This window comes from Microbacterium sp. P26, assembly GCF_023712585.1.
GTDB lineage: Bacteria > Actinomycetota > Actinomycetes > Actinomycetales > Microbacteriaceae > Microbacterium > Microbacterium algihabitans_A.
The window spans coordinates 721,550-737,536 of sequence record NZ_JAMAXZ010000001.1 but is presented as its reverse complement, the minus strand read 5'-3'; the positions used below and the strand labels follow the sequence as shown (position 1 = coordinate 737,536).

Below are 15,987 nucleotides of genomic sequence, written 5' to 3'. Positions count from 1 at the left end.
CGAAATGAGCCCCATGACGATCGACAGCCCCGTGGCCGGCACTGCGCCGGCCACGGGCCCCGCCCCGGCCGTGCGCCTGCGGGGCCTCACCAAGTCGTTCGGCGCCAACCGCGTCGTCGACCCTCTCGACCTCGACATCGCACAGAACGAGTTCTTCAGCATCCTGGGCCCGTCCGGCTGCGGCAAGACGACGCTCATGCGCATGATCACCGGGTTCGAGACGCCGACCGCCGGCTCGATCGAGCTCGACGGTCGCAACGTCGACGGTGTCGCCACCCGTCAGCGCGACCTCAACATGCTGTTCCAGAGCTACGCGCTATTCCCGCACCTCAGCGTCTACGAGAACGTCGCCTTCGAGCTGCGCGTGCGCCGCACCCCGAAGCGCGAGATCGACGACCGGGTCCGCGCGGCGCTCGAGCTCGTCCGGCTGAGCGCGTTCGCCGACCGCAAGCCTGCGGCGCTGAGCGGCGGTCAGCGTCAGCGCGTCGCCCTCGCCCGCGCCGTGGTGGGGCGCCCCGCCGTCGTGCTCCTCGACGAGCCGCTCGGTGCGCTCGATCAGAAGCTGCGCAAAGAGATGCAGTTCGAACTCAAGCGCATGCAGCGAGAGGTCGGCATCACGTTCATCTACGTGACCCACGACCAGGAGGAGGCGCTGACGATGTCGGACCGTATCGCGGTCATGTCGGAGGGGCGCATCCAGCAGATCGGAACGCCGACCGAGATCTACGACACCCCTGCGTCGCGGTTCGTGGCGGGGTTCATCGGCAGCTGCAATCTCATCGACGGTGTCGCGGATGCCACGACTCGACGCTTCACGATCCCCGGCGTGGGAGAGGTGCCGGTGGACGAGATCCCGGATGCCGCGGCGGGGACGCCGCTGACCCTCGCGGTGCGTCCCGAGCGGGTGCGCGTGCTCCCCGACGGTGCTCGTACCGAGGGCGGCGTTCACCTGCCGGCGACCCTCACACAACGCGTCTTCCTCGGCGACGAGTGGATCTCGCACCTCGCGCTCGATTCGGGCATCGTCCTGTCGGCCTCGGTGCCGAGCGGTGACGCCGCCCGGGCCCTCGCGGCGACGGCCGATGGTGCGCGCGTGACCGTGTCATGGCATCCGTCCGACAGTCGTGTCATCCCGGCGGGAGAGCTCGCATGAACCCGGTCCTGCTGGCCGCGGTGGGGCAGATGGCTCCCACCACCGACGCCGCGCACAACCGCGGCGAGGTCACGGCGCTCGCCGCCGACGCGTCGGCCGAGGGAGTGCGTCTCCTCGTGCTGCCCGAGGAGGCGATGCTCGTCGCCGGCGACATCGACGCGTCGGAGCGTGCAGACGTCGTCGCTCGGGAGTGGCCCGCATTCCTCGCGCATCTGTCGGAGCTCGCCATGCGGCACGACCTGTGGATCATCGCCGGGGGCTACGAGCCCAGTGGCTCCGAGCGACCCTTCAACACCCTCGTCGTCGTCAATCCGCGCGGCGAGTTGGTCGACGTCTACCGCAAGCTGCATCTCTACGACGCCTTCACGTATCGCGAGTCCGACTATGTCACCGCGGGGCAGGAGCTGCCGCCGCTCGTGCTGATCGACGGCGTGGCCGTCGGACTGGTCAACTGCTACGACCTGCGTTTCCCCGAGCTGGCGCGCGACCTCGTCTCGCGCGGCGCCGACGTGCTCAGCGTGTCGGCGGCCTGGGTCGCCGGTCACCGCAAGGTCGAGCACTGGACCACTCTGCTCACCGCGCGCGCGATCGAGAACACGTGCTGGGTGCTGGCATCCGGGTCGTCCTCGCCCGACTGCATCGGCACGAGCCTCGTCATCGATCCCCTCGGGGTCGAGCAGGCGCACCTGCCCGCCACCGGTCGCGCGATCGGCATCGTGCCCGTCTCACTCGATCGCATCGCCGAAGTGCGCGACGCGCTGCCCGCGCTGTCGAATCGCCGCCTCTCCGCCCACCTCTCCCTCTTGGACTGATCCATGCCCTACACCTCCGGCCCGACGCCACCTGCCCTCGATCCCGAACTCGTCGCGAAGCTCGAACGCGTGTCGTTCCCGACCCTCGGTCACTACCTCGAGGAAGGCTTCGTCGACCCCGCGATCCGTCGACAGACCGGCGATCGTCGGGTCGTCGGGCGTGCCGTCACGGTGCGCCTCACCGCGCAGGACTCCACGGCGCTCCATCACGCCGCGGGCTGGTGCGAGCCGGGTGACGTGTTCGTCATCGACACCGGGGGAGACGTGCGGCACGCGCCCGTGGGCGAGGTTCTCGCGGCGGCTCTCAGCATCCGCGGGGCGGCCGGCATCGTCGTCGACGGTGTCGTCACCGACCTCGACGAAGTGGAGGCGTTCGGCATCCCCGTCTACGCGCGGGGCACGAGCGTGCTGACCACGAAGCTGCTGGGGGTGGATGCCGGCGGCCACAACATCGCGGTCACGTGCGGCGGTGTGCCGGTGCAGCCCGGCGACGTCGTGCTGGCCGATCGCAACGGGGTGTTCATCGCCCCGGTGGCGACGGTCGCCGCCTTGATCGACACCGCGCTCGATGACGACGCCGAAGAGCCCGAGCTCGTCGCACAGCTGCGCGCGGGCGGTCGCCTGGGTGAGCTGACGGGCGCGACGGCCATGCTCGACGCCCTCACCGGCCACTGACGACGACAGCGAAAGCGCAGGAGAACCATGCTCATCAAGGCCGCCATCAACGGAGGTCGCTCGCGCGACGAACACTCCGCCATCCCCCTCACCGTCGAGCAGATCGCGGATGCCGCGGTCGAGGCCGTGCGTGCCGGAGCCGACGTCGTGCACGCCCATGCCCGCACCGACGACGGCGCCCAGACGATCGCGCCGCAGGAGATCGCCCGCATGGTGCGCGGCATCCGGGAACGCGATTCCGGCATCGTCGTCGGAACCACCACGGGCCTGTGGACGTGTTCGGGACACGAGGAGCGGATGCGCCTGGTCGCGGAGTGGCCCGAGGAGTGGCTCCCCGATTTCGCCTCCGTCGCATTCTCGGAAGAGGGGGCGGCCGAGGCGGCCGTGCTCGTGCGCGAGCGCGGGATGGTGCTCGAGAGCGCGGTGTGGCACATCGACGAGGTGCCCGCGCTGCTGGCGTCGCCCACTCTGCACGACAACGTGCGCATCCTCATCGAGCCCGAAGACGAGCAGATCCAGGATGCCGTGGACCACTCACGGCGCATCGCCGCTGCTCTGCGTGAGGCGGGGGTGACGGTACCGCTGCTCTACCACGGGTACGACCAGACCGCCTGGCCCGTCGTGCGCGCGGCGATCGAGGACGGGTGCGAGGTGCGCGTCGGTTTCGAGGACATGCTGACCCTGCCCGACGGGTCGATCGCCCCCGACAACACCGAGATGGTGCGGACCGCGCGACGGTGGTCCGCCGGCGACTGAGCCGCGGGTGAGCGCCGACGCGCGACAATGAGAGCATGAGCGCCGACGATCTGGACCGTCGCCTCGTCGAACTCCTCGTCGAGGACGGCCGCCGTGCCTACACGGAGATGGCGGCGATCGTCGGAGTGTCCGAGGCGACGGTGCGCACGCGCGTCAGCCGATTGACCTCATCCGGGATCCTGCGGATCGTCGCGCTGTGCAACCCGCTGACGCTCGGGCATCAGTCGGTGCGCCTCATGCTGTCGGTGCAGGGGCTGCGCCCCCGGCAGGTGGCCCGTTCGCTCGCGTCGAACCCGATGATCGGGCACGTCTCGCTCACCTCCGGTGCGCACGACATCTACCTCGAAGCGACGGCTCGCGACCTGACCCAGCTCGTCGAGCTGCTCGATGAGCTACGCCGCACGCCGGGCGTGACGACCATCGACCAGTACGTGCTGACGCGGTTGTACAAGGACTACTCGTGGAATGGGCTGCGAGACCAGTCGGGTCAGCGCGCCGTCGGCGGATCCGCCGGCGCCGCGGGGACCACCGGGGCGGTCACGACCCAGACGGGCGCGATCCGGCAGACGGATGCGGCCGGGTCAAGCGGCCGACCGGGTCACGGAAGCCCGACCACAGATACTCGTCTTTGATCACCTCGAGGATGTTCGTCGTGTCGACGACGGCGATGCCGGGGATCGTGTGCAGGGTGTCGGTGAGGAACGCGGTGAGCTCGGTCTGCGTCTCGCAGCGCACGTCGACGATCAGGTCGTAGGCTCCGATGCACGCGCCGACGTACTTGACGGGCGCGAGAGCCGAGAGCGCGTGCGCCACGGCGTCGACCGTGGTTCCGCGCACGCGGATCGACAGGCGCACTTCGAGCAACCCGAGCTTGGGGCTGTTCGGCATGCCGATGACCTGCACCACGCCCAGGTCGAGAAGGCGCTTGTATCGCTGGCGCACGCTCGCCTCGGACAACCCGACGTAGCGGGCGATCTGGCCGAAGGAACGACGGCCGTCGAGGCGCAGCTGATCGATGATCTTGCGATCGATCACGTCGATGGCTTCGAGCTGCACGCCTTGATCCAACCACACGGGCAGTGCGCGCGGCGCGTCAGTCGTCGGCATCCGGAATCGACGAGTTCACCACGGGCCACGCGGGCAGCGGGTCGTCGTACTGCGCCCACGCGGACGGGCCGGCGGCCAGCTCGTCGTCGGTGAGAGCGGCAGCGTCGAGCAGATGGGCGAGACGCGGGGCCGACAGGTCGAGACCGGTGAACACGATCTCCTGCCCGAGCCCCATGCGGCCGTCGTCGGCGCCCAGGGGCTCGAGCCACATCGCGGAGCCGACGTGCTCCCACCGCGCGAGGATGCCGGGCCGCGATGCCAGCCGGCAGAAACCCGCGGAGCGTACGAGGCGTCCGGCCGCACCCTCGTCGAGCCGGTCGAGCGCGGTCGACAGACGGGCGGGGTGGAACGGCCGCACCTGCTCGTAGCGCAGCGTGAAGACGCGGTTGTCGTGCATGTAGGGGTCGTGCTCGTCGTTCAAGGCGCGCACCCACCCGGCGCGTTCCAGCATCTCGCCCTCGTGCGAGGCCTCGGACTGCAGATCGCTCAGCGGGTCGCGCGAGAGCCGCACGATGGCGGCCGGGTTCAGGTGCGAGGCGAGGGCCATCTGTACCGCGAGAGCGTGGGTGGGCACGCGCTCCCAGTTGACCCAGACGATGCGCGTCGCCAGCTCCAGTGCCAGCGCCGCCTGTCGAGCGCGAGCTCCGACGTCGCCGCGGGTGTCACCGGGCTTTGCGGATGCCGTGAGGGCGGCGTCGTCGAGGAGGTCGCCGATCATGTGGCGGGCGTCGACGACGCACACTGCCTCAACCTCCGCTCCTCCGCGCGCCGTGAGGGCGTGGATGAGGTCGACGTCGGCGCCCAGATCGACGACCGCGGACGGGTCGTCGGCGCGCGGGCGGGGAAGCGGAAGGGCATGCGAGACGCGCAGGTCGGCGTAGCGCAGCAGGTGCAGGGGGCGCGCGAGCGCGACGGCGGTGCGCTCGGCGTAGGCACGGCGTTCGGGCGCGCACACGCCCATGATGGCGATCGTGCGGGGCATGGCATCCGCCTCTCGTTCGTCGGTGGGGCTCGGATCACTCTATCGTGTACATGAGAATCGTTATCAACAAGGAGGATCCCATGAAGGTTCGCGCCTCACTGAAGTCGCTCAAGAAGCAGCCCGGGGCCCAGGTCGTTCGGCGCCGCGGCAAGGTGTTCGTCATCAACAAGCTCAACCCCCGCTTCAAGGGTCGACAGGGCTAGGCGCCGATAACGCGAACGAGAACCGTTCCCGACAACACAAACACATTGCAATTCGTTTATGCGTGTGGTGTTGTGGACCGTGTGGACAAGATCGCGGGGCTCGAAGACGCTGCCGAGCTGTTCAAGGCCCTCGGCAGCGAGTCGCGTCTGGCGCTCGTCTGGCTGCTGAGCAGAGAACCGCTCACGGTCGGAGTGCTCGCTGAGCAGTCCGCCCTGTCGCAGCCGCTGGTGTCGCAACACCTGCGAACGCTGCGGCAGGCGGGACTGGTGAGCTCGGAGCGCGAGGGCAAAGAGATCCGCTACGCCCTTGCCGACCAGCACGTCGCTCACGTCGTGCTCGACGCGATCGCCCACGTCCAAGAACCGAGTGACCAGGGAGAAGAATCATGAGCACTGCCGAAACCCACGCCGAGCACAGCGTCGACCAGCACGCCCACGGCGACGACTGCGGCCACCAGAAGATCGAGCACGGCGACCACGTCGACTACGTGCACGGCACGCACCACCACGCCCTGCACGGCGACCACTACGACGAGCACGAGTCGAAGGCCGAGCACGGCGTCGACGAGCACCGTCACGGGGACGACTGCGGCCACGAGAAGGTGGAGCACGACGACCACGCCGACTACGTACACGACGGCCACCGCCACGCGCTGCACAGCGACCACTACGACGAGCACTGAGCTCGAGCGGCATCCCGTCGCGCGCGGGGTGCTTTTCAGGCCCGCTTCCCCGTCGGGGTGGCGGGCCTTTCGCGTGCCCCGGATCAGGCCTGCACGCGGAAGGAGCGCCCCTCGAAAGTCACGACGTCGCCCACCTGCAGCTGGCGCCCGCGCCGGCGGTCGACCTCGCCGTTGACCTCGACGTAGCCGTCGATGATGGCCTCTTTGACGTCTCCGCCGGAGTCGAGGATGCTGGCGAACTTCATGAACTGGCCGAGGCGGATGCCCTCGCTGCCGACGGGGACGTCTTCGGGGGCGGGGGAGGTCATGCGTCCAGTCTGGCAGGCTCCGGCCCGCGCAGGCTTCTTGTGATTACCGAGTGCTCTGAAGATATATAGGTGAACTCAACCGACGAAGCGATTGCTCTTCCCGAGATTGCAGTCCTGGCACAGGGTCTGCAGATTCTCGGGGATCGAGCGGCCGTTTCGACTGATAGGGATGATGTGGTCGACATGCAACGTGATGCCATGGTCGGCGGCTCTTCCGCACATTCGGCAGCGATATCCGTCGCGGCGGAGAATGTCCGCGCGCAGACGAGAGGTGAGCAGGCTGCGTTCTTTGCTGCGGAGATATGAAACGGTGCCTCGCTCGGCCCGGATCGCCTGCGCGGTCGAAAGGTTTCGAGCGAGTTCGTCGAAGTCCCACACCGTGGAGCGTGCATAGCTATTGCGGCCCTGAGGGCTCGTGTACGTCGCAGAGATTTCGACCTTCGCGAGCGGTGTCGGACGGGCCAAAATCCGCTTGTTGAAGAGACTCTTTTCGATCTTCAGGTAGGTGTCGCTCCGCAAGCGGTCGTCGGAACTGTGACCGATGTGCTGCCCGCCAAGAGTGACGACGTCATCCGAATACATCGAGTATGTGCGGAGAACAGTCCTGCGTACCGCGATCGCCTTTTCGAGTGCAGTCTCCTGCTCGAGAACGTTCGACCGCCCGAAGCCGTCGAGATCGAACTGATCGAACTTGGCTTTTGTGGGAGCACGGAATCCGAAGTCGAGACGAATGACGGACAACGGGGTCACTGCCTCCGCGTAGCGAATGTTGAGCGTCGTGAGCTCTGAAAGAGCCGTGCTGGTATCCGCGACAATCCGACGGCGCCGTGCGCGGATGACCAAGACGGCCGCGACCACGGCGGCGGCCAGCGCCAGGACGACGAAGACGACAATGACGACGGTCGTCGAAGCGGCGGACGCCGTCGGCGTGACCTGCGATAGACGCGAGAAAGATGCGGGTGAGAGCGTGTACATCGAAATCTCACCGTAGCCGAATGAATGGCTGCATTTTCGCCCGCGAATGCAGGCAATCTCGACCAGAAGTGGACGCGACGGCGGGAGTCGAACCCGCCACGCCTTCGGTTATGAGCCGAGGCCCGGGACCGCCCGGATCGCCGCGATGTGACCCCACGCTAACGCGGGCCATGAACCGCGCGAGTGGGCGTTGCGAAGCGTGACGCGATGTGTCGTCACATGCGGGGCGAACGCGCGCTGCGGCCGTCGAGGATCGCCCGCGTCGAGTGGTCGAGGTGCGCGCGCACCGCACGTGCGGGGTCGCGCAGGGCGTCGGCCACGTAGGCCCGGTGCTCGGTGGTCAGCGCGCCCGGGGCGTAGGCCGGTCGCACGTGGGTCAGCAGCAGGTGCATCTCGGAGTCGAGGCGGCGGTACTCCTCCGCGATGCGGGGACTGTTCGCGGCGTCGACCAGCGCGAGATGCACACGCGCGTGGGCGGCGAGCGTGGCGGGCCAATCGTCCGCTGCCTCCGCCGTCGCGAGCTCGTCGAGAGCCGCGTCGACGTCGGGTGGGCGGATGCCGCGGTCACGGACGATCCGCAACGCCTCGGTCTCGAGGGCGCAGCGCAGCTGCTGCAGAGCGATGAGGGCGTCGTCGTCGAGCAGCGAGACGCGCACGCCGCGGTAGGGCTCGGCCACCGCGAGGCGCTCGCTCGTGAGCGTCGCGAGCGCGGTGCGGGCGGTGTGGCGCGAGACGCCGTGCGTCGCGCTCAGCTCTTCTTCGCGCAGGGGAGTGCCGGGGGCGAGCTCTCCCGCGAGGATGGCGGCGCGCACCGTGTCGGCGAGCAGGTCCGCCGCGCGCGGGCCCGGGGTGCCGGGTCGATGCGGGGGCCTTGTTCCCCCGTCAGCGGGGGAGTGTTCGGCCGCGCTCGACCCTGCGTCGGCGGCGTGGTGGGCGTCAGGCTGGGGACGCGGCATCCGGAACCCCCTCACGCCGACGCGAGGGGGCCGACACCACGGCGAGGCCCACGGCGATGAGGGTCAGGCCGACCGCGCTCACGGGGGTCAGCTGCTCGTGCAGCACGAAGAGTCCGAGCAGCGTCGCGGCCAACGGTTCGGCCAGAGTGAGCGTCGACACGGTCACCGCGCTCAGGCGGGCGAGGCCCCATCCGAACAGCACGTACGCGACCGTCGTCGTCACGACGCCCAGCCACAGCGCGAGCGCGAGGCCGTTCGGGGTCAGCAGCCACGCGCTGCCGGCGAGCAGCAGCACGGGTGCGCTCGCGAGGGCGGCCACGCCGAAGACGGTGCCCATGACGCGCGTGGAATCCCACCCCCTCTCGATCAGCGCCTTGCCGCACACCGTATAGAGGGCGTACGACATTCCCGCGCCGGCCGACGCGAGCAGGCCGCCGGGGGTCAGCGCGACCGCTCCGCCGGTGACGCCCGACACGAGGATCACTCCGGCCAGGGCGATGGCGGTGGCGAGCATCCAGCGGCTCGAGGGAGCGCGGCGGAGGCGCACGGCATCCGCGATCCCCGTCGCGATGGGCGCCGAACCGAGCGCGACGACGGTGCCGATCGCGACACCGTTGTCGCGCGTGCCGAGGAAGAAGAGCGGTTGGTACGCGAGCACCCCGACCGCGCCGAGGGCGATGAGGCCTGCCACCGAGCCGCGAGATGTCACGTCGCGCGATGCTGCGTGCGCGGACGCCGGGCGCCGGCGGAGCAGGGCGAGCAGTCCCAGGATGCCGCCGCCCACGACGATGCGCGCGGCTCCGACCGCGAGGGGAGAGGCGTCGACCCCCGCGAGAGCCTGGGCGGTGCCGGTGGTCGAGAAGCACAGCGCCGCGGCGAGGATCGCGAGAGCGGGAAGCATGGATGGATTGTTACACAATCTGCGCTGGCGTGCAGTCACCGGCTGTGCGCAACGGCGGACCTTTCGCACGACGAGCCGTACGGGGGCGTTGGCGGCGGCGTGTCGACGGGGATCCCCGCCGTTGTGCTCGCGGCGACGAATTCACCCCCGCAGCGAGGTCACCATCGAGCGCAGGGCCACCAGGGCCGCCTTCTGCTCGGCATCCGTCATGCCGCTCAGCATCTTCTTCTCCACGCCGCGGACGGCGGCGCTCGCCTCCTCGAGGGCGGCGCGACCCTTCGCCGTGAGGCGCGTGGGGAGTGCCTTGCCGACCGGCGCGGCATCCGCGCGCTCGACGATGCCCTCGCGCTCGAGGGTCTGCAGCAGCACGTTCATCGACTGGCGGGTGACGAAGGCGCCACGGGCGAGGTCGGAGTTCGACAGGCCGGGTCGCTGCTTGAGCAACTCGAGGCACGAGTAGTGCGTGACCGTCATTCCGAGGGGGCGCAGCACGTCTTCCATCGCCGCGCGCAGTGCGCTCGCCGCGTCTTTGAGGAGGTAGCCCAGGGAGGTGTTCAGGTTGATCGCCTCTTGCGTCATGTCAGTATTCTGACATACAGTTGATGTCAGATAACTGACACGCGAGGAGAACCTCATGCCCGTCACCGGACCCGACTTCCTTTCCCTCCAGGTGCGCGACCTCGCCGCCGCACATGCCTTCTACGAGAAGTACCTCGGCCTGCGGCGCTCGCCCGCCGGCCCGCCCCACGCCGTCGTCTTCGACACGGCGCCGATCGCCTTCGCCTTGCGCGACCTCGCCCCCGGCACCGATCTGACCGGCGTCGCCCAGCCGGGAATCGGCGTCGCCGTGTGGCTCCACGCCACCGGCGTGCGGGAGATCCACGATGAACTCGCCGCGGACGGCCACCGCATCGTGATGGACCCGATCGACGGCCCCTTCGGCCGGACGTTCACCTTCGCCGACCCCGACGGCTACCACGTCACCCTTCACGACCGCGGCTGAGGTCTCGATCGGGTCGGGCGGGTTCGCGGCATCCGGGGCCTTTCATCTCTGATCCGCCGCGGGTCGCCGGGCCGCGACCGTCGCGCGGATCAGAGGGTCGACACGCCGTTTCCGGATGCCGTGGAGTCGGTGTGTCGGCGATGGCGTCCGCACGACGGGAGGGGTGGGGCCTGGCGCGGCCCCGCGTCCGGGAGCGGTGCCACCGGCGGGTAACGTAGGTGCATGGCGACGACGGCGGGGCGAGGCATGATGGCCCTGACCTACGCCGGAGTCCTGCTCGTGCTCGGCGTGATCCTCGCCGCGATCGTCGATCCGTTCGCCCGGCAGCCCGCCGAAGTCGACGCCACGACCGAGTGGCTCGCTCGCTTCCTCTTCGCACTCGGTGCGGCGTGGCTGGTGATCGGCATGGTCGCGGCCCGCACGAGTCTGGTGCGCCGCCCCGGTGCTGCCGCGGCCCGCGCATCGTGGATCGCCTCGACCCGCCCCTGGCGGGCGCGCGAATCGACCCTCGGCGTGCTGCCGCTCGATCGCTGGCTCATGATCATCGTGCCCGGCGGTCTGCTCGTGGCCACCCGCGTCGTGCAGGCGCCGCGCGACGGCCTGTGGAGCGTGCTCGTCGCGATCGGCGGCTGGCTGCTCTTCGCCGCCGTGGTGCGACTGCTGCTCGGCCGCCGTTCGCCCTGGCCGATCATCGCGGCCGTCGGTGGCGCCCTCGTGCTGCGCTGCGTCTTCGCCTTGATCGCGATTGCCCTGTCGGGGCCCGAGGGGATCTGGCCGGCGCTGTGGTCGTCGCCGATCGTGCGCATCGCGTACCTCGCGATCGCGTTCGCCCTGATCGCCTGGGTGTTCGTCGCCGCGGGCTGGTCGCTGTCTGCCCAGCTCGGCCGTCGCCGCGCCGTGGGCGTCGCGCTCGCCGGCGTGGGCGTGGGCTACGCGCTGCCGGCGACCACCATCGCCCTGCTCGGTGTCGGCGACGCGCTGCGTTCCTGGAACGAGCAGATCGGCGTGCTGCCCTGGGACCTGGCGCGCATGACGGCCGTACGAGAGGGCGCTCTGCCGGTCGAGGTCGTCACGGTCGCCGCCGTCGTCGGCGCCGTCATCACCGTGGTGGGCGTCGTGCTCGCCCTGCCGCAGCGCGTCTACGACCGCAGCCGTCGAGGCTGAGCGTCAGCGACGACCGAGGGTCGCATCGAACGGTCCGCCGCGACGGATCTCGCGCACCTCTTTGCCCAGGGGCATGAGCGAGACCGGCACGAGCTTGAAGTTCGCGATGCCGAGCGGGATGCCGATGATCGTCACGCACAGCAGCAGGCCGGTGAAGATGTGGCCGAGGGCGAGCCACCAGCCGGCCAGGATCACCCACACGACGTTGCCGAGGAATGACGCGACGCCCGCGCGGGGCTTGGCGACGATCTCGCGCCCGAAAGGCCACAGCGAGTACAGGCCGATGCGGAACGACGCGATGCCCCACGGAATCGTGACGATCAGCACGCACAGCACGATCCCGGCAGCGAGATAGCCGAGGAAGAGCCAGAAGCCCGAGAGCACGAGCCAGAGGACGTTGAGGATCACGTGCATGCCTCCATTGTCGCGGGCGCAGCGGCGCGGCATCCGGGGTTTGACTCTCGGCGACTAATCGCTGCTCGCGCGCCGCGCAAGCGCCCCATCGTGCTCGGTCGGCGGGGTTAGCGTGAGGCCACCGAGGGAAGGAACCGTCATGTCCGATATCACCCGCGCCACCCCCGAGCGCCGCGTCCTGTCGAGCTTCAGCGACTACACCGGCGCGCAGGCCGCCGTGGACCGGCTGTCGGATGCCGGATTCCCGGTCGAGCACACCGCGATCGTCGGTCACGACGTGCGCATCGTCGAGCAGATCACCGGCCGGCTCACCCGCGGGCGCGCGGCGTTGCTGGGCGCGGCGTCGGGCGCGTGGTTCGGCCTCATGATTGGCGTGCTCGTGGGTCTGCTGACCCCGACCGGATTCCTCGGGCTGCTGCTGTTGGGCCTCGTGCTCGGAGCGGTGTGGGGCGCGGTCTTCGGCTTCGTCGGCCACGCGATGACCGGCGGTCGCCGCGATTTCTCGTCGGTGCAGGGCTTCGAGGCCGAGCGATGGGACGTGACGGTGGATGCCGAGCACCTGGCCCGCGCGCAGTCGCTGCTGTCGGCCGGCGCGGCGGGCGAAGAGCGGGTCTGAGCCGGCCGGGCCGGTGACGCGGCGGCGCGTGCCGCGCGGTTTCGGGGCGCCGGGCGTGGCCCCGGGGTGCTGCGGGTGATCTGCCGCGCGGTTGTGGGGCGTCGGGCGTGGCCCCGGGGCGTTGTGCGTGGTCTGCTGCGCGGTTGTGGGGCGCCGGGCGTGGCCCCGGGGCGTTGCGCGTGGTCTGCTGCGCGGTTGTGGGGCGTCGGGCGTGGCCCCGGGGTGTTGCGCGTGGCGTGCTGCGCGGTTGTGGGGCGTCGGGCGTGGCCCCGGGGTGTTGCGCGTGGCGTGCTGCGCGGTTGTGGGGCGTCGGGCGTGGCCCCGGGGCGTTGCGCGTGGCGTGCTGCGCGGTTGTGGGGCGTCGGGCGTGGCCCCTGGGCGTTGCGCGTGGCCTGCCGCGCGGTTGTGGGGCGTCGGGCGTGGCCCCGGGGCACTGAACGTGGCCCCGGGGCCACCCCGCGCGCACCGAACCGCGAGAGGGAGCCCGCCGGGGGCCGATGTCGGAGGCCCCGCCTAGACTTGATCCGCCATGACCGATGCTTCCACGCCACTCATCTTCGACGGCCCCGCGCCGTCGTCGGCCCGCCCCGACGCCGACCTGCTCGAGGGCCTGAACGGCCCCCAGCGCGAGGCCGTCACCTACCGCGGGCAGGCGCTGCTGATCGTCGCGGGCGCAGGTTCGGGCAAGACCAGCGTGCTCACGCGCCGCATCGCGTCGCTGCTGCGCACGCGCGAGGCGTACCCGAGCCAGATCCTCGCGATCACCTTCACCAACAAGGCCGCCGGCGAGATGCGCGAGCGCGTGCACCAGCTCATCGGGCAGAAGGCCGACGGCATGTGGATCTCGACGTTCCACTCGGCATGCGTGCGCATCCTGCGGCGAGAGGCCGAGCAGTTCGGCTTCACGAAGTCGTTCACGATCTACGACTCCGGTGACTCGCGTGCGCTCATCAAGCGCCTCGTCAAAGAGCACGAGGGCGACTCGTTCGGCCTCACCCCGGCGGGCACGCAGAGCCGCATCTCGAAGCTGAAAAACGAGTTGGCGGATGCCGAGTCATACGCGCGATCCGCGAACATGAGCGACCCCGCCGAGCGCGTGTTCGTCGAGATCTTCGGCTCGTACCAGCGCGAGTTGCAGCGGGCCAACGCGTTCGACTTCGACGACCTCATCGCGCAGACGGTCTACCTCTTCCGCGCGTTTCCGCAGGTCGCCGACCGCTATCGGAAGCGGTTCCGGCACATCCTGGTCGACGAATACCAGGACACCAATCACGCGCAGTACGCGCTCATCCACGAGCTCACCCGGGCACCGGGGGCGGATGCCGAGCCGTTCTCGTCGGGCGGCATGATGATCTTCGACGCGGAGCCCGCGGGTGAAGACGCCGCTTCGTTGACCGTCGTCGGTGACTCCGACCAGTCGATCTACGCGTTCCGCGGCGCCGACATCCGCAACATCAGCGAGTTCGAGCGCGACTATCCGGGCGCCAAGGTCGTGCTGCTCGAGCAGAACTATCGGTCGACGCAGAACATCCTCTCGGCTGCCAACGCGGTCATCGCGAACAACTTCGACCGCAAAGACAAGAAGCTGTGGACCGATGTCGGCGCGGGCGACCCCATCATCGGCTTCACCGGCTACTCGCAGCACGACGAGGCGCAGTTCGTCGCCGACGAGATCGAGGCCCTGCACAAGAAGGGGCTTCCCTACTCCGGCGTCGCGGTGTTCTACCGCACCAACTCGCAGTCCCGTGCGCTGGAAGAGATCTTCATCCGCTCCGCGGTTCCCTACAAGATCATGGGCGGCACCAAGTTCTACGAGCGCGCCGAGATCAAAGACGCGCTCGCGTACCTCATCGCCGTCGCGAACCCCGCTGACTCGATGGCGTTGCGCCGCATCCTCAACCGTCCGCGCCGTGGCATCGGCGACGTCACCGAGACGGCGATCGCCCGCTACGCCGCCGAGCACGGCATCACCTTCCGCGACGCCCTCGCCAACTCGGCCCAGATCGGCGTCGGGCCGAAGCTGCAGAAGGCCATCGACCAGCTCGACGCGGTGCTGACCGAGGCCACGGCGGTCATGCTCCCGGCATCCGGAGAGCTCGCCCCCTCCACCTCGGTCACCGAGGGCCTCACGCTGCTGCTGAACAAGAGCGGCTACTTCGATGCCCTCCGTGCCAGCAAAGACCCGCAAGACGAGGCGCGCCTCGAGAACCTCGACGAACTCGTCGCCGTGACCCGCGAGTTCGCGCGCAACAACCCCGAGGGCACGATCATCGACTTCTTGACCGAGGTCACCCTCGTGGCAGACGCCGACGACCTCGACGACGCGTCCGGATCCGTGTCGCTCATGACGCTGCACACCGCGAAGGGCCTCGAGTACGACGCGGTCTTCCTCACCGGTGTCGAAGAAGACCTGTTGCCGCACCGCATCTCGGCGAACGAGCCGGGCGGTCCGCAGGAGGAGCGACGGTTGTTCTACGTCGGCATCACCCGCGCCCGCAAGCGCCTGCACGTCTCGCTCGCGATGACCCGCGCGCAGTTCGGCGAGGTGACGGTCGCGATGCCCAGCCGATTCCTGCAGGAGATCCCGGCCGACCTCATCGACTGGAGGCAGTCGCCCGGCGACGTGAATGGTCGCGGAGGCTCGCAGTCGCGCGCGCTCAACGCCCGCGGTCGGCGTCCCGGCCAGCCGGGGGCCGGGGGCAACCGTTACGGCGACGACCTCGTGCCGCTGCCCAAGCGCGCGCCGGCGGACCCGAGCAAGTTCCCCAACCGCATCCCGGCGAAGGTGCGCGACAACGGCGACATGGAGCTCGCCTCCGGCGACCGCATCCGCCACGACGACTTCGGCGAGGGTCGTGTCGACGCCGTGACCGGCGAAGGGGCGAAGCGCGTGGCCCACGTGCGGTTCGACTCGGTCGGGCCGAAGAAGCTGCTCATCAAGATCGCGCCGATCACCAAACTCTGACGGCCCGGCTTCCCCGTTTGGGGCGGATTCCTGCGTTTGGGGCGTGAAATATCCGCCCCGAACTGCGGAATCCGCCCCGAACAGCGCTGGCGCGCCCCGCGGGGGGATCGCGGTGGCGGTCGGAGCGCGCCGGGCCTCAGGCCTCCGGGTTTGGGGCGCGTTCTTGCGTTCGGGGCGGAGAATTCTCGCCCCGAACTGCGGATCCCGCCCCAAACCCGCACCCCAACCCCACACCCCAACCCCGCCGACCCCGCCACGACGCCGCACGCCAATCCGCACCCGAACCCCGCCGACCCCGCACAGGGGCCGCGGCG

The 15,987-nt window shown here is 69.9% G+C and carries 20 protein-coding genes and 1 tRNA gene; 12 read left to right on the top strand and 9 right to left on the bottom strand.

Annotated features, from left to right (window positions below):
- The first annotated feature begins 13 nt into the window (after positions 1 to 13).
- The 5 genes from M3667_RS03470 to M3667_RS03450 are packed head-to-tail and all read left to right on the top strand — an operon-like array spanning position 14 to position 4,028.
- A complete protein-coding gene (locus M3667_RS03470; RefSeq protein ID WP_251504948.1) occupies positions 14 to 1,153 on the top strand; it encodes an ABC transporter ATP-binding protein in 1,140 nt (379 codons plus the stop codon).
- Entirely contained in the window at positions 1,150 to 1,965 is an 816-nt protein-coding gene (locus tag M3667_RS03465; protein WP_251504942.1) for a carbon-nitrogen hydrolase family protein, read from the top strand. Before M3667_RS03470 ends, M3667_RS03465 begins: the two co-directional genes overlap by 4 nt.
- A gap of 3 nt (positions 1,966 to 1,968) precedes the next feature.
- Positions 1,969 to 2,640, top strand: a complete 672-nt coding sequence (locus M3667_RS03460) for an RraA family protein (protein WP_251504939.1) — start codon at positions 1,969 to 1,971, stop codon at positions 2,638 to 2,640.
- A gap of 27 nt (positions 2,641 to 2,667) precedes the next feature.
- A complete protein-coding gene (locus M3667_RS03455; protein ID WP_251504936.1) occupies positions 2,668 to 3,396 on the top strand; it encodes a 3-keto-5-aminohexanoate cleavage protein in 729 nt (242 codons plus the stop codon).
- 35 nt (positions 3,397 to 3,431) lie between these two features.
- On the top strand, positions 3,432 to 4,028 hold the full coding sequence (locus M3667_RS03450) for an Lrp/AsnC family transcriptional regulator (RefSeq protein WP_251504933.1): 597 nt from the start codon (positions 3,432 to 3,434) through the stop codon (positions 4,026 to 4,028).
- On the opposite strand, the gene M3667_RS03445 is transcribed toward M3667_RS03450, so the two are convergent.
- The gene (locus M3667_RS03445) at positions 3,934 to 4,452 is read right to left on the bottom strand and encodes an Lrp/AsnC family transcriptional regulator (protein ID WP_230704209.1); all 519 of its coding nucleotides are present in this window, start codon (positions 4,450 to 4,452) and stop codon (positions 3,934 to 3,936) included. The two genes, M3667_RS03450 and M3667_RS03445, sit on opposite strands and share 95 nt — an antisense overlap.
- 37 nt (positions 4,453 to 4,489) lie before the next feature.
- Positions 4,490 to 5,485: a GTP-binding protein gene (locus M3667_RS03440; protein WP_251504930.1), complete on the bottom strand. Its 996-nt coding sequence runs from the start codon at positions 5,483 to 5,485 to the stop codon at positions 4,490 to 4,492.
- 80 nt (positions 5,486 to 5,565) lie between these two features.
- Here M3667_RS03440 and ykgO point away from each other — a divergent pair, with 80 nt between their 5' ends.
- The 3 genes from ykgO (at position 5,566) to M3667_RS03425 (ending at position 6,371) form a co-directional block, all read left to right on the top strand.
- Positions 5,566 to 5,688, top strand: a complete 123-nt coding sequence (ykgO, locus tag M3667_RS03435; protein WP_251504927.1) for a type B 50S ribosomal protein L36 — start codon at positions 5,566 to 5,568, stop codon at positions 5,686 to 5,688.
- Positions 5,689 to 5,769: 81 nt separating this feature from the next.
- Positions 5,770 to 6,078 carry a metalloregulator ArsR/SmtB family transcription factor gene (locus M3667_RS03430; protein ID WP_251505075.1) on the top strand — a complete coding sequence of 103 codons (309 nt, stop codon included), beginning with the start codon at positions 5,770 to 5,772 and terminating at the stop codon, positions 6,076 to 6,078.
- Positions 6,075 to 6,371: a hypothetical protein gene (locus M3667_RS03425; RefSeq protein ID WP_251504925.1), complete on the top strand. Its 297-nt coding sequence runs from the start codon at positions 6,075 to 6,077 to the stop codon at positions 6,369 to 6,371. Before M3667_RS03430 ends, M3667_RS03425 begins: the two co-directional genes overlap by 4 nt.
- An 83-nt stretch (positions 6,372 to 6,454) precedes the next feature.
- Here the strand turns inward: M3667_RS03425 and M3667_RS03420 are convergent, their stop codons facing one another.
- The 6 genes from M3667_RS03420 to M3667_RS03395 all read right to left on the bottom strand — a co-directional run bounded on the left by M3667_RS03420 (position 6,455) and on the right by M3667_RS03395 (position 10,090).
- Complete coding sequence (locus tag M3667_RS03420; RefSeq protein WP_144829382.1) at positions 6,455 to 6,679, bottom strand: RNA-binding S4 domain-containing protein; 225 nt, start codon at positions 6,677 to 6,679, stop codon at positions 6,455 to 6,457.
- 75 nt (positions 6,680 to 6,754) lie between these two features.
- A complete protein-coding gene (locus M3667_RS03415) occupies positions 6,755 to 7,654 on the bottom strand; it encodes an HNH endonuclease (RefSeq protein ID WP_251504923.1) in 900 nt (299 codons plus the stop codon).
- Positions 7,655 to 7,723: 69 nt separating this feature from the next.
- Positions 7,724 to 7,799 (bottom strand) — tRNA-Met (locus M3667_RS03410).
- A 70-nt stretch (positions 7,800 to 7,869) separates the two neighbouring features.
- The gene (locus M3667_RS03405; RefSeq protein ID WP_251504921.1) at positions 7,870 to 8,610 is read right to left on the bottom strand and encodes a GntR family transcriptional regulator; all 741 of its coding nucleotides are present in this window, start codon (positions 8,608 to 8,610) and stop codon (positions 7,870 to 7,872) included.
- Positions 8,591 to 9,511: a DMT family transporter gene (locus M3667_RS03400; RefSeq protein WP_251504919.1), complete on the bottom strand. Its 921-nt coding sequence runs from the start codon at positions 9,509 to 9,511 to the stop codon at positions 8,591 to 8,593. The genes M3667_RS03405 and M3667_RS03400 overlap by 20 nt, the downstream gene beginning before the upstream one ends.
- Before the next feature lie 141 nt (positions 9,512 to 9,652).
- On the bottom strand, positions 9,653 to 10,090 hold the full coding sequence (locus tag M3667_RS03395) for a MarR family winged helix-turn-helix transcriptional regulator (protein ID WP_251504917.1): 438 nt from the start codon (positions 10,088 to 10,090) through the stop codon (positions 9,653 to 9,655).
- 55 nt (positions 10,091 to 10,145) lie between these two features.
- Here M3667_RS03395 and M3667_RS03390 point away from each other — a divergent pair, with 55 nt between their 5' ends.
- Together M3667_RS03390 and M3667_RS03385 are read left to right on the top strand one after the other, a co-directional pair.
- Entirely contained in the window at positions 10,146 to 10,514 is a 369-nt protein-coding gene (locus M3667_RS03390; protein ID WP_251504915.1) for a VOC family protein, read from the top strand.
- 222 nt (positions 10,515 to 10,736) lie between these two features.
- A complete protein-coding gene (locus tag M3667_RS03385; protein ID WP_251504913.1) occupies positions 10,737 to 11,678 on the top strand; it encodes a hypothetical protein in 942 nt (313 codons plus the stop codon).
- 3 nt (positions 11,679 to 11,681) lie between these two features.
- Here M3667_RS03385 and M3667_RS03380 read toward each other — a convergent pair whose 3' ends face one another.
- Positions 11,682 to 12,092 (bottom strand): YccF domain-containing protein, encoded by a 411-nt coding sequence (locus M3667_RS03380; protein WP_251504912.1) that lies wholly within the window; start codon positions 12,090 to 12,092, stop codon positions 11,682 to 11,684.
- Between the two features lie 139 nt (positions 12,093 to 12,231).
- On the opposite strand from M3667_RS03380, the gene M3667_RS03375 reads away from it, so the two are divergent.
- Both M3667_RS03375 and M3667_RS03370 read left to right on the top strand, forming a co-directional pair.
- Positions 12,232 to 12,708 carry a general stress protein gene (locus M3667_RS03375; RefSeq protein ID WP_144829359.1) on the top strand — a complete coding sequence of 159 codons (477 nt, stop codon included), beginning with the start codon at positions 12,232 to 12,234 and terminating at the stop codon, positions 12,706 to 12,708.
- 529 nt (positions 12,709 to 13,237) lie between these two features.
- Positions 13,238 to 15,673, top strand: a complete 2,436-nt coding sequence (locus M3667_RS03370; protein WP_251504909.1) for an ATP-dependent helicase — start codon at positions 13,238 to 13,240, stop codon at positions 15,671 to 15,673.
- Positions 15,674 to 15,987: the final 314 nt, after the last annotated feature.